This is a genomic window from Clostridium estertheticum, assembly GCF_018861295.1.
GTDB classification, from domain to species: domain Bacteria; phylum Bacillota; class Clostridia; order Clostridiales; family Clostridiaceae; genus Clostridium_AD; species Clostridium_AD estertheticum_D.
On the sequence record NZ_JAHLDM010000032.1, the window covers coordinates 44,751 to 57,368 of the forward strand.

Annotated in this window: 16 protein-coding genes; 10 read left to right on the forward strand and 6 right to left on the reverse strand. The window is 29.4% G+C overall.

Annotated elements, in window-relative coordinates; all coding sequences use genetic code 11:
* Positions 1–75: 75 nt before the first annotated feature.
* The 3 genes from KPL54_RS26285 (at position 76) to KPL54_RS22560 (ending at position 1,537) form a co-directional block, all read left to right on the forward strand.
* On the forward strand, positions 76–474 hold the full coding sequence (locus KPL54_RS26285) for a DUF2798 domain-containing protein (RefSeq protein ID WP_253203696.1): 399 nt from the start codon (positions 76–78) through the stop codon (positions 472–474).
* A gap of 112 nt (positions 475–586) precedes the next feature.
* Positions 587–1,168, forward strand: a complete 582-nt coding sequence (locus KPL54_RS22555) for an NAD(P)H-dependent oxidoreductase (protein WP_216108749.1) — start codon at positions 587–589, stop codon at positions 1,166–1,168.
* A 189-nt stretch (positions 1,169–1,357) separates the two neighbouring features.
* Entirely contained in the window at positions 1,358–1,537 is a 180-nt protein-coding gene (locus tag KPL54_RS22560; RefSeq protein ID WP_216108750.1) for a hypothetical protein, read from the forward strand.
* A 386-nt stretch (positions 1,538–1,923) separates the two neighbouring features.
* On the opposite strand, the gene KPL54_RS22565 is transcribed toward KPL54_RS22560, so the two are convergent.
* The 3 genes from KPL54_RS22565 to KPL54_RS22575 all read right to left on the reverse strand — a co-directional run bounded on the left by KPL54_RS22565 (position 1,924) and on the right by KPL54_RS22575 (position 3,585).
* The gene (locus KPL54_RS22565) at positions 1,924–2,121 is read right to left on the reverse strand and encodes a hypothetical protein (protein ID WP_216108751.1); all 198 of its coding nucleotides are present in this window, start codon (positions 2,119–2,121) and stop codon (positions 1,924–1,926) included.
* A 102-nt stretch (positions 2,122–2,223) separates the two neighbouring features.
* Positions 2,224–2,793: a hypothetical protein gene (locus KPL54_RS22570; RefSeq protein ID WP_216108752.1), complete on the reverse strand. Its 570-nt coding sequence runs from the start codon at positions 2,791–2,793 to the stop codon at positions 2,224–2,226.
* 60 nt (positions 2,794–2,853) lie between these two features.
* A complete protein-coding gene (locus KPL54_RS22575) occupies positions 2,854–3,585 on the reverse strand; it encodes a serine/threonine-protein kinase (protein ID WP_216108753.1) in 732 nt (243 codons plus the stop codon).
* A 611-nt stretch (positions 3,586–4,196) separates the two neighbouring features.
* Here KPL54_RS22575 and KPL54_RS22580 point away from each other — a divergent pair.
* Genes KPL54_RS22580 through KPL54_RS22590 form a run of 3 tightly spaced genes read left to right on the forward strand, consistent with a single transcriptional unit; the run spans position 4,197 to position 6,358 of the window.
* On the forward strand, positions 4,197–5,036 hold the full coding sequence (locus tag KPL54_RS22580; protein WP_216108754.1) for an AraC family ligand binding domain-containing protein: 840 nt from the start codon (positions 4,197–4,199) through the stop codon (positions 5,034–5,036).
* Positions 5,029–5,952, forward strand: a complete 924-nt coding sequence (locus tag KPL54_RS22585) for a DMT family transporter (RefSeq protein WP_216108755.1) — start codon at positions 5,029–5,031, stop codon at positions 5,950–5,952. Before KPL54_RS22580 ends, KPL54_RS22585 begins: the two co-directional genes overlap by 8 nt.
* Positions 5,933–6,358, forward strand: a complete 426-nt coding sequence (locus KPL54_RS22590) for a DUF2000 domain-containing protein (protein WP_253203702.1) — start codon at positions 5,933–5,935, stop codon at positions 6,356–6,358. Before KPL54_RS22585 ends, KPL54_RS22590 begins: the two co-directional genes overlap by 20 nt.
* Before the next feature lie 315 nt (positions 6,359–6,673).
* On the opposite strand, the gene KPL54_RS22595 is transcribed toward KPL54_RS22590, so the two are convergent.
* Positions 6,674–7,933, reverse strand: coding sequence for an MFS transporter (locus tag KPL54_RS22595; RefSeq protein ID WP_216108756.1), 1,260 nt, complete (start codon positions 7,931–7,933; stop codon positions 6,674–6,676).
* Between the two features lie 960 nt (positions 7,934–8,893).
* Here KPL54_RS22595 and lepB point away from each other — a divergent pair.
* Positions 8,894–9,433 (forward strand): signal peptidase I, encoded by a 540-nt coding sequence (lepB, locus tag KPL54_RS22600; protein ID WP_216108757.1) that lies wholly within the window; start codon positions 8,894–8,896, stop codon positions 9,431–9,433.
* A 235-nt stretch (positions 9,434–9,668) separates the two neighbouring features.
* Positions 9,669–9,857 carry a hypothetical protein gene (locus KPL54_RS22605; protein ID WP_216108758.1) on the forward strand — a complete coding sequence of 63 codons (189 nt, stop codon included), beginning with the start codon at positions 9,669–9,671 and terminating at the stop codon, positions 9,855–9,857.
* Positions 9,858–10,081: 224 nt separating this feature from the next.
* Here KPL54_RS22605 and KPL54_RS22610 read toward each other — a convergent pair whose 3' ends face one another.
* Complete coding sequence (locus KPL54_RS22610) at positions 10,082–10,474, reverse strand: glycoside hydrolase family 73 protein (protein ID WP_216108759.1); 393 nt, start codon at positions 10,472–10,474, stop codon at positions 10,082–10,084.
* 267 nt (positions 10,475–10,741) lie between these two features.
* Positions 10,742–11,221: a hypothetical protein gene (locus KPL54_RS22615; protein ID WP_216108760.1), complete on the reverse strand. Its 480-nt coding sequence runs from the start codon at positions 11,219–11,221 to the stop codon at positions 10,742–10,744.
* 506 nt (positions 11,222–11,727) lie between these two features.
* Between KPL54_RS22615 and KPL54_RS22620 the strand changes: the two genes are divergently transcribed.
* Together KPL54_RS22620 and KPL54_RS22625 are read left to right on the forward strand one after the other, a co-directional pair.
* Entirely contained in the window at positions 11,728–11,952 is a 225-nt protein-coding gene (locus KPL54_RS22620; RefSeq protein WP_216108761.1) for a hypothetical protein, read from the forward strand.
* Positions 11,885–12,313: a CPBP family intramembrane glutamic endopeptidase gene (locus tag KPL54_RS22625; protein WP_216108762.1), complete on the forward strand. Its 429-nt coding sequence runs from the start codon at positions 11,885–11,887 to the stop codon at positions 12,311–12,313. The genes KPL54_RS22620 and KPL54_RS22625 overlap by 68 nt, the downstream gene beginning before the upstream one ends.
* Positions 12,314–12,618 lie beyond the last annotated feature (305 nt).

The following is a 12,618-nucleotide window of genomic DNA, read 5'->3' on the forward strand; positions in this document are numbered from 1 at the left end:
TATAAATCATGCATAAATGGAGTGTATATTCTCAATTAGACTTGTGCACCAAAAGATAGTTTGAATGCTCATATTTTGTTTAGGGCATTCTTTACTGTTATTGGTATGTCAATGATTATGACCAATGTAGGCGCAGGTATAGGAACAGGTTTCAGTATGGAACTTATAAGAAATTTTCCAATCGCTTGGCCACGTAACTTTTGTATAGTTATATTTTTGGAATTGCTTATTGTACAGGCTATTGCAAGAAAAATGATGAGAATAATACACAAGAACCAAGATAATCGTCAAGCTAATGAAGATGTTAATGACAATAGGTCAACAATCATTTTTTTAACTAAAAAAGGAAAGGAGTTAGAGCCACGTTTTAAAGAAATTTCACAGGAACTATATAATATTGAATATAAATGTATAAGTGAAAATGAAAAAGAAGTTTTTCAAAGGGTATTAGAGAAAATTTATAACAACTTCTAAGTTAACATAAATTTTTTTATATATATACTTGGATATCAAAATATTTTAACTTTAGAGATTGTTGCTCAATAAAATAACAATAAATGATTATAAATCACAGGAGGAATTAATTATGAATAATTTAGTAATTTTTGCACATCCAAATCAAAAGAGTTTTGGAAAAGGGATAGTAGACGCAGTTGTAAAAGCATCAGAAAAAAAAGGTGCTAACGTAAGAGTTAGGGACCTATATGAAATCGGGTTTGACCCATTGCTTAAACCTTTAGATTTTACGGATTTTCAAAGTGGAAAAATTCCAGAAGATATTGCAGTAGAACAGGAGCATATTAAATGGGCAGATGTTATTACTTTTATTTATCCTGTCTGGTGGACTTCATTTCCTGCTATGCTTAAAGGGTATGTAGATAGAGTATTTTCTTACGGTTTTGCTTATGAGTATGTAGATGGGGTTCCAAATGGATTATTGAAAATCAAGAAGGGATTATTATTTTGTACTACTGGAACACCTAGTGAGATTTATGCTGGAAACGGAATGCATAATTCAATGAAACAGACTACTGATGAAGGTATATTTAATTTTAGTGGAATTAAAGAAGTAAAACATACTTTCTTTGGAGCAGTTCCAACTGCTACAGATGAAGCTCGTGAAGCTTATTTAAAAGAAGTAACCAAGATAGTTGAAGAAACATTGTAATTAGAATAAAAGGAGTATCAAGGGTAAAAAATTCCTTGATACTCCTTTATAGATTAGGAGAGTAAATATATGAGAAGAGAGGATTTACTAAATAAATTATTAGAGTATTTAATGCATAAAAATGGATAATTGAAGGCAATCGATATACCATATGACTATATTGAAAAACGAACACTACTTAGGAGATTAATGAACAGAAGAGAGCCAGAATATATAGACCCAAGTATCATTAAAATTCAAGATGAGTTGTTTTCGGAAGAATTGAACGATAAAAGTATTGTTGATCCATATGGGGTAGTGCTCGCAAAACGCGGATTTTATACGTTAAGACAGTTATTACCAAAAAAATCTTTTATCAAAACATTCTGAGTTAGAATTAATACATAATAGTTCTAACTCAAAAAGCATATAACATCAGCGTAAAGCAGTGATATATCTAGGGTTTAATCACCAAATGATAAAGCTCTTGTTTTTTTATTCGAAGCAAGTATAAAGGTAAATGTACTTTACGTAGATGTTCGTAATTGTTTTGTTATACTTTACACATAGAATTTTATGGGTATTTCTATTCTACGCAAAGGTATACCTTTACGTAAAATTATTTGGTTTAAGGCTATTATTTAGTCCTGTTGGTGTGCCCACTACAAGAATACAAAAAAGGACCCCTTGTCCATTATTTACAAAGGGTACTTAATATTTCCTTTCCTAGTATTTTTAGCACTTCTATCGATGCTTAATTAACTATTTTAAATATATTATCTACTGTATGATCTACTCGAACTACTTCTTGAACTACTTCTTGAATTACTTTTTGAACTACTGCTTGTACTTATATCTGATATACTTAAATTGCTATATGAATCGCTCAAATTACTATAAGATTTACTATTATATTCATCTTTCATTCTATATTTTTTATGACCTTTACATGATTCATTCTTTAAATGACCCATAAAGGCACCTCCTTAAATTCATATTTTATTTAGAGTAATATTAAGTTAACCTAGTTAACCTAATATATAGTATGCTTCAGCCCCCTATTTTGTTAGTAATTATTATTGATGATCCAAAAATATTTCTCCTATAAACTTCTCAAAGTTTTCTCTTTGTGAATATTTATTACCCTCATATATATCTGTTGTAGTTAATATAGTGTTATACTTCCTAGAACTTAAGGAAGGCATTTTTTCATATTCATCTTCTTCATATAAATCCCTTAAAGTCTCACCTATCCATAAAAGGTTTTTATAGTGTTTTCCGTTTGAAAATCCTCTTATTATAGATGGATCATTATTTCTAAGACCAAAGAATAATGATTTAGCCAGCCACCCTCTGCCAGCTCCGCCACTTCTTGTAGTTTTAGTTAAAACAGAATTTATATATGGTGTAAATTCTGTAAAACTTCCTTTGTGTGTCTTTATACCAGCTATTGGATACCATAGCCCCTTTATTTTTCCACTATTTGTTCCAGAAGATCTGTAAAAAGATAAAGTTACTGTTTCCATGTCTTCATTAAACATAATACCTACATCTATTAAACCTATCATCCTAAAAGGATCTAAAGTGTAGACATTTGCCCTAAAGCTTTTAGCATACATTTTATATATGCCAACTGAATTTGGCATTATAGATTCCTCCTTATTTTAGAATGAAAATATCTTTTTTTATATGCCAAAAACGAAATTTCATTTATTTACCTCATTAATTTTCTTTAATTCTTCTAGGTCTTTCCTGATTTCTTCAAGATTTTTATACTCATCACCAATACCCATAAGCTTCTTTAAAAAATGTCTTTCCTCCTCTATTAAATCAAGTTCTTCGTACCAAGGCCTTTCTTCTTCTGAATCTTCGCCGACATAAGATGAATAATATAAATGAATTAAAAAATCTGAAAAAAACCAATAATCTATTTTCTTTGTATATCTTTTATTATCTATGAATCTTGCCAATCCAAAGTCAATTAATAATAATTCTTTTCTTTGATTTACAATTACATTAGAAGCTCTAATATCTCGGTGTACAATATTTTCATTATGCAAATTTTCTATCAAATCTAAAAGCTGATCAGCAATTTCGTAAATGTCCTCTTTGGTAAATTCATATTGGGTCTTAGATAATATTTGCTGAAAAGTATTTCCCTCCATATACTCTAATATATAGCCTTCTCTATACTCATCTTCAAATCTTGAAATAAATTTAGGGAAACCAGAATAGTTATCTAAATTCCTCAATATCTTTTCCTCATAAAACAATTTTTTTCTAGTATTTTCAAGTTCTTCTACCTTCAATTGTTTTATTACACATTTTTTACCTTTATCATCTATTCCTAAATATGCAATACCATAACGTCCTTCACCTAAAGATTTCTCAATAATATATTTTCCTATCACTTCTCCTTTGTTATAATGCTTGTCCATATTTATATCACCTATATCCTTTTATAACATAACCAATTTACATATGGTTTAATATATATTATTCATTCACAGCTATAATGTTAAACAAAAGCGTAAATTATTGTGATTACCCTTTACCCCAGGGGTAACAATTCTATCTCCAGAGCCTTCTGTCCATTTGATGCCAAAGATGTTATTACCTTTAACATATTGTTTCTAGTATGGCTTGAGCTATGGTTAGGGATGGTAATATCTTGTATTTTTCATAGGATAGTAAAGCTCCTGGGATTAGGCTTTCTATTATTTGGGTTTTGTCCATTGGTGATTCCTTTAGGATTTTAACTTATATATATGGAGGAAGGACGAGGTTTTTAGATTTTGGGAAGATTATTTTATTAAAGCATTGGTTTATATGCGTTGTTAAGCACTTAGTTAAATTTAACTAAGTGCTTACGCTATTGAATGGATACTTTTGATTTTAATGCAATACCAATAGATCGAAGGAGCATTCACTCACCTATTAGGTTGTATGCTTTTTTTATTTATATATAAAGTTAAAGCAACATCATACAAGAACTATTTACTTATTTTTGTTATCATTAAAGACAGATAAGTAGAAAGGAGGATTATAAATGCAAAATGAAACTCGAACAGTTTGTTTTGATACAGATTTGAATATAGAAGCTTATAATTTCAAAGGCATTATGCAAAAATTTCCAAACCATTTTCATGAGTATTATGTTATTGGCTTTATTGAGAGTGGGCAACGATATCTATCTTGTAAAAATAAAGAATATATTATTGAAACTGGTGATTTAATTCTGTTTAATCCTCGTGACAACCACACCTGCAAACAAATTGATGGTAGAAAACTTGATTACCGCTGCATCAATATTGAACCTAATGTAATGAAAAGAATTGCACTTGAAATAACTGGCAAAGATTATCTGCCTTATTTTACGGAAACTGTCCTATTTCACAATGATTTAATAGCTTCCTTGCGTGAGTTACATCATATGGTAATGCAAGAACAAAAAGATTTCAAAAAAGAAGAAATATTGTTGTTTATAATTGAAGAATTAATAATTGAATATTCCAATGTGATTGAACCAGTTGAGCCCCTGCAAATAAATGTGGAAATAAAGGTGGTATGCGATTATTTAGAAAAAAACTACATGGAAAATATTAAGCTAAATGATTTAAGTGCTTTAACTGGCCTAAGTAAATATTATTTGTTACACTCTTTTACCAAACAAAAGGGAATATCGCCATACAGTTATCTTGAAACAATTAGAATTGGTAAGGCAAAGAAATTTTTAGAGCAGGGGATTACTCCAATAGATGTTGCATTACAAACAGGGTTCACAGATCAAAGCCATTTTACAAACTTTTTTAAAAAACTAATTGGACTTACACCAAAACAATACATGAATATTTTTATAGACAAATGTGGGAGGACAGAGAATGACTGACAAAAAAATAACCCTAGGGCATCTGGCGGCACTTATTACAATTTTGATTTGGGGAACAACTTTTGTTTCTACTAAAGTATTATTGAAAGAATTCACGCCGATAGAAATCTTATTTTTTCGATTTACTATTGGTTACATAACATTATTGATAGTATACCCACACCGAATTAAAACTTTAAATGTTAAACAAGAACTATATTTTATAGTAGCGGGGCTATTCGGAGTAACTTTGTATTTTCTTTTAGAAAACATTGCATTAACATATACACTTGCGTCCAATGTGGGTGTCATTATTTCCATCGCACCATTTTTCACTGCAATTTTTGCACATCAGTTTTTAGACTCTGAAAAACTGACACTACGCTTTTTTATTGGGTTTATAGTGGCTATATTAGGAATTATCATGATTGGATTCAATGAAAATATTGTTTTAAAGTTAAGTCCTTTAGGTAGCATATTGGCGGCACTTGCTGCAATTGTATGGGCTGTTTATTCTGTTCTTATGAAAAAAGTCAGCGAATTTCATTACAATACCATCGGTTGCACACGCAAAGTGTTTTTTTATGGATTGTTTTTTATGATTCCTGCCCTATTCATATTTAATTTCAAGATGGATTTAAACAGGTTTACCAATATGTCTAACCTGCTTAATATTTTATATTTAGGTTTTGGTGCGTCTGCACTATGTTTTGTTACTTGGAATTGGTCTGTCAAAGTATTGGGAGCCATGAAAACAAGTGTATATATTTATATAGTGCCTATAATTGCAGTTGTTTCGTCTGCTATTTTGTTACACGAAAATATTACAGGAGTTGCAATTGTAGGAATCATTCTTACATTAGCAGGTCTTTTTATTTCAGAAGGAAAACTAATTATAAAATTAAGGAGAGAAATATATGATACCACAACAAGATAAGAAATGCGTTATAGTAATAGATGAAAACATTCCATTAGGAATACTTGCAAATACTGCCGCAATATTAGGTATTACGTTAGGAAAACATATCCCTGAACTTGTTGGTGAAGATGCTATTGACGCTTCGGGACAAACACATTTAGGTATTATTAAAATACCTGTTCCAATTCTAAAAGGGAACAAAGAAATACTTAGAGAATTGAGGAATAAATTATATACTTCTGATTTCGATGATGTTATTGTAGCTGACTTTTCTGATGTTGCACAATGTTGTAATATTTACAGCGAATATTTACAGAAAATATCAACCGTATCAGAAAAAGAGCATACCTATTTAGGTCTTGTTATCTGCGGCAATAAGAAAAAAGTTAACAAGCTAACGGGAAGTATGCCCTTGTTAAGATAATGAACTATTGATAAGTTGAATGGTATTTTGAAGTGGAAATAATGCATAAATGGAGTGTATATTCTCAATTAGACACCTTTTATGCAGTTAAAATAGTGAATCAGTGCATATGTAAAGGTATGAGTGAGGGTATAGGCTAGTTATAGAGTATAAACAAATGTAGTGAAGTTATGTTTTCACGACGTTTGTTTTTTTATCTTATATTATACTTACTTAATAACTAGCCTATAAATCAATATATCAATTACAGTTGTTTTAGTTGTTTTCTTATATTAAAATAATTAAAACTCAAAATATAGAAATTAGTTAAGGATGCTATGTTTGTTGTATATCTTTTTCATAATCGTAGTTTATAAATTTCTTAAAAGATTTTACAAAGTAAAATGGAATTATTATAATAACCACCAAAAATAAGGAAACTGAAATAATAACTCTAATTGAAATAAAACCAGCTAGTACACCGCCAAGCGCCATGGCAAAGGGAGTAAGTCCTTGAGTAGTCATACTCATAAAAGCCATTACTTTCCCTATCATTTCCCTAGGTGACGCAGCCTGTACTGTAGATAATAGAATTACATTTGCAATTGAATTAAACAATCCGCCAATAAATAAGAATATATCCATAATCACAAAAACCGACTGATTTATTGCAATAATAATACTTATACTAAATATTACAATCGATATAATGAATAATTTTAACTTTCTATTAGGTGGAATGGATTTAACAGATAAAAAAACGTACCCAGCCATAGCACCTCCCATAAAACATGCCATGGCAACACCGTATCTGACTGCTCCAAGAGAAGGAGTTCTTTGAAATAAGGGCAATAAAAGAATGAGTACAATGAATAGAAAAAAGTTTAGAACTGCTGCTATCAGTAATAGGTATCTTAAACCTTTCAGCTTCCACATAAAATGAAAACCGTCACTCATGTCTTTCCAAACATTCTGCTTATTATAGTTTTCATTTTTAGGAATGTTCACAAAAAATAGTGAAACTCCAGAAAATAAATACGATAGACCGTTAAAAATAAATAAAAATGGTGCACCAAGTAGTTGAAAAAGGAATCCTCCAGCGACATTACCAAGCATATTCGATCCAGTGGAAGCAATTGATAACATAGCATTTGCATTTGACAATTTTGATGTAGAAACAATATAGGGTACGCAGGAATTAACACCAGGACGGAATACAGCTCCACAAATGCTCAGTATGATGCCAGCTACAAAAACCATCCAAACTGCTATTATTCCTGTAAATGCGGCAGCCGAAACAAGCACAATACTTAGTCCTCTTATCATATCCATTAAAATTAATAAATGTTTTCTGTTATGGCGATCAATTAATACACCAGCGAATGGCGATACCAATACACCTGGTAACGTCGATGCAGCCATGAGCATTCCCATTAGTGCAGTCGAACCGGTAACTGCAAGCACCCAAAATCCTAATGATACACTGTAAGCTGCGTCTCCTAATGTTGAAACAAGTTGTCCTTGCCATAAAATAAAGAAACTAGTTGTCCAAAGACTTTCTTTCTTACCTTTAATAATGGAACTTTCAGGACTCATTATTTTTCCCCCCTTATTTTTTTATCTTTTCCATATATCGATACTACCATATCTGTAAATACATTACAATGTGGGCAAAGTTGGTTGAACCTACTGGTTAACAGGATGTATGAAAAAAACAGTCCATTTTCGTAAGAAAGTATCATCACGTGTCCTAAAATAAGGGCTCTGCTGTCTTGTTTTGAACTCATAACTCATTGTGAGAACATTCCATTGGTGCTGTTTTTCTGTTTGTACCTTGAACCATTGATTCAGGGATTTCGGTTCCTATCATATTCGTATTAAACCAGGTTTTCGCCGGCAATATACTATTTGTTAATCGCGTAATACTAAGTTTAATTGCATTTAATTCCTTCTTAAATTCAGTATTATCAGTTTTTTTATTAATTTTATCATTATTATTAAATTTTTTTATGTTATCACAAGTAAACCCATATTAATAAGTATGGGTTTACTTTATTTGGTTTATATGCCATTCTTCATTTATAGTTTACTAAATAAAGAATGCTGTCTTGTGGCTAGTTTATTACAAATCGTTGTATATTTAAGAAAAAACTTATTTTGTTGTATTTTTAATTTTTTTCAGGGGATTCCTTCTTGTTGTGTTACTAAGACATGAAGGCCTTGAAAATATATATTATACTTTACGATTACAAATAGTTAGGTGGAAATAGATGATAAAAAATATTTTTAATATAAAGAAAATAAATAGATTATTATAGCGTGAATGACATTGCAAAATATTTATGCAAAACGTCAAAATCAATTGATGGTTTATTACAAAGATCAAAAATCAGTTTCAAAAAAGAATTTATCAAAGACTTTTTTATGAGCCTTATCTTTCTTGGGGTTCAAAAAATATTTATAAATTACTGATACAAGTATGGATTTTAATATGTATTTTTATGTCTATTTTCACTTCAACTATTGCATTTTAATTTTTACGAGGAGGTTAAATAAATGAAACAACTAAAAAATTTTAGCAAAGATTGGCTATTGCCAATCTTTGCAGCGATAATTTTGGCAACCTTAATAAATAAATTTGTATTTTTTAATATTAAAGTTCCATCAGGATCTATGTATCCTACAATTAAGATAGGAGATAAAATTACAGTTACAAAAGTTTATAATAAAAGTAAATTGAAACGAGGTGACATAATCGTATTTTACTCTTATGAATTAAAGATGAGATTAGTAAAGCGATTGATAGGTCTACCAGGAGATGAAATTGTTATAAAAGATAAGGGACAAACTTTTATTAATGGAATTAAAATTGAAGAACCATATGTAGTATATCCTGAAGATTTAGATAAAAAATTTAAAGTACCAGAAAATAAATACTTATTCTTGGGAGATAACAGAGCGGATTCTTTTGATGCAAGAAGATGGGTAAATCCATATATAGATGGTAAAGATATACAAGGAAAAGCACAATTTGTTCGATATCCGTTTAATAGATTTGGAAAATTTGTGATTGGAACGGATGCTCTTACTCATTAGAAAGCTACACTATATTTAAATACTATTAGGTCATAGCATTCTTATATGTCGCAAATAACCCCATATATATTATATGAGGTTATTTGATATTCTGAATGTAACACAATACCAATTGAGTTACTTTCAACTTGAGGCTATTGATCATTTTAAAAGAATTGTAAATATACTTAATTCATGGTAATTATGTTATAGTTAAATAAGTATTTTATGATTTAATATAAAAGGGAGGCTTTGTATGGGAAGTATAAGTATAAGTATTACTACAATTGTTTTTACAATTATTAACTTTGCTATATTAATTGCAATTATAATAGGGATATATAAAGCAATACAATGGTTTAAAAATTATGTTAATAGAAATAAAGAAATGGAGAAAAATATAGATATTATTTTAAACATATTACAAAATAAAAAAGATAATTAGTATTTAAAGTTACATATTTTTTTTCTATTTCATCGCAAGTACCCCCATATCTAATGATATGGGGGTACTTAATATTCTGAATGTACCTCAATAGTAATTGTGTTACTTTCACATTGGGGTTATTGCCCATTCCTTGAAAATTTCATTTTGAATGTACCATTTACCCCAGGGGTAACAATTCCTAAAGATAAAGTTTATTTTGTTCAATTATAGCTATTAGTTTTTCAGGGTACTCCTTTGTCAGTACAGTAGCCAGAGTTATAAACGTTCTGGCAAGCTTCCTTGTAGTTTTTAGATGTTATTACAGATTTATACCTGCTAAAGTTTAAAAACTTTCCATGGTCCAGGATGCTGTCGACCAGCGTGTCATACTTTCTAAACCTGCATACCATGGGAGTTTTTACTCCATTTATAAATTCATGAGTGTTAAATTCTTGAACTTCATATCCAGAGCCCTCTGTCCATTTGATACCAAAGATGTTATTCCCTTTAACATATTGCAGCCAGCCTGTTTCGAGTATTGCCTGAGCTATGGTTAATGAGGGTAGTATCTTGTATTTTTTATAGGATAGTGAAGCTCCTGGGATTAGGCTTTCTATTATTTGGGTTTTGTCCATTGATGATTCCTCCTTTAGGGTTTTACTTATATATATGGAGGAAGGGAGAGGTTTTGAGAGTTGGGGGAAATTATTTTATTAAAGTATTGGTTTATATACGTTGTTAAGCATTCAGTTAAATTTAACTAAGTGATTACGCTTTTGAATGGATACTTTTGATACAATATAATTTCATTATATTGTATGCCTTTTTGATTTTTGTTACAACTGTGATTATTATCAATTAATAGCTTTCCTAACTATAATGCAATTGTAAGATTTGTAAAATCACATTGGATTCTTTAACTCTACAATCTCGCCTGTTGAAGGATTCATCATAATATATTTTTTCTCACCATTATTTTTAACAAAAGAAAAATAATAAAATCTATGTGGCACAAATATATCTTTAATATTATCAGATCTAATAAACATAGAATTATCGGAATATGATTTAAATTCAACAAAATGATCTAATTCATTTTTATACTTGGTCTGTGCAATAGTTTTAGCTTCAACATAGGTATACTTTGGTAACAAAGCAAAAGATACAATCATTAAGAGAATATTAATTATTACAATTTTCTGTATCAATTTTTGGGGGCTCTTACTGGATAACCTATTATAAAAAGCAGCTTGCAATACTAAGAATGATAAAATACATGCAGTCGGAAATATAGAAGCTCCTTTATAGAAGTGTTTTGTGATGAATAACATCATAGTTAATTCAATTATTCCAACGATGGTACCAATTATTTTTAATTTCATTATTAACACCTTCCTCATTTCAAAAATAATAGCCTGAGAAATACATCTATGATTTATTACAACAAATGCATATTCATTTCTTTCTTTATTTTCTTAACTGTTAAGAATATTGTACCATTAAGTGCTAGATAAATATGTTAACTTGTTACATTCAATATATTTTAAAGTGAAAAATCATGCATAAAAGTAGTGTATATTCTCAATTAGACACCATTTATGCAGTGAAATAGTAGTTTGTTGTATAAGAAAAAAGCTAGAATGAGTGTATAGGCTAGTTATATGTACATAAGAAACGACGTGAAATTATATTTTTACATCGTTTTTATTTTTTGATTTTTAATATATAACGTGCTTTTTTCTATATATCAGGATTTATTTCAATTACTAATATAGGGTTTATAGTAAATTATAGTATAATTAACCATATGTTTGTATCGTAATCGTAAAATATAATGTAGTACAAGTTATTTTTAATGATATACTAGTAAGTTTGGGAGGTATTAATAATGGGTATTGCAGGGTTTTTATCCGGAATATTCTGGATTGCAATTATATTAGTAATTTTTATTATTAGTAAAAAAAACAAAAGGGCACAATTATTTAAAGATAAAATGATTAGTATGTGGAAATATTCTTTAGCTATTGCATTGGTGGGATATATAAGTGCGGTTATTAGTAACTATAGTTGTTGTATTTCTAGACCAAATTACACCTACATTTGGAGAAAATAATACTACTAATTCAATGAGTATGATACATTTAAATAAAGGTCTATTATTCTTTATGCTTTTTTATGGTGGCGGGATTGCAGAAGAAACTGTATATAGGTTAATTTTCTTATCACTTATTTGGAAATTAACTAATAAAAGATGGCTCTCCATTGTTTTATCTGCATTATTATTTGGAATATATCATTTAATTCCGCTTAATTCAATGTATAAGATATACTGGGGTTTCCCAATAAACCAATTTGTTTGTGCAACAATTAGTGGAATTGTATTTGGATATATTTATACAAAAAGAGGATATGAAACTGCTGTTATTGGACATACATTTAGTGATTGGTTACCGATATTGATATTTATGAGATAATTATACTTTCTGTCAGACTTTTTTCTATGTTGTCTTAAATGATGTCAATATTAAAGCAGTTACTTGCATACTTAAGAATAAGAATGGGTCTATATGCTAAACAAGTATCATGAAGGTCATCTTTTAACGGCATTTTCTTTGTTGAAATATATTTTTAAAGGATTCTAGATCAATATAGAATAAGATAATTAAGCAAGTATTTTGTGTCGTGCTCGTAAAATACTTGTACCTTACGTAGCGTAATCATTTATACTTCTTTTATAGAATATAAAATGAACTAATACAGGGGGTAAGTATGAATATTA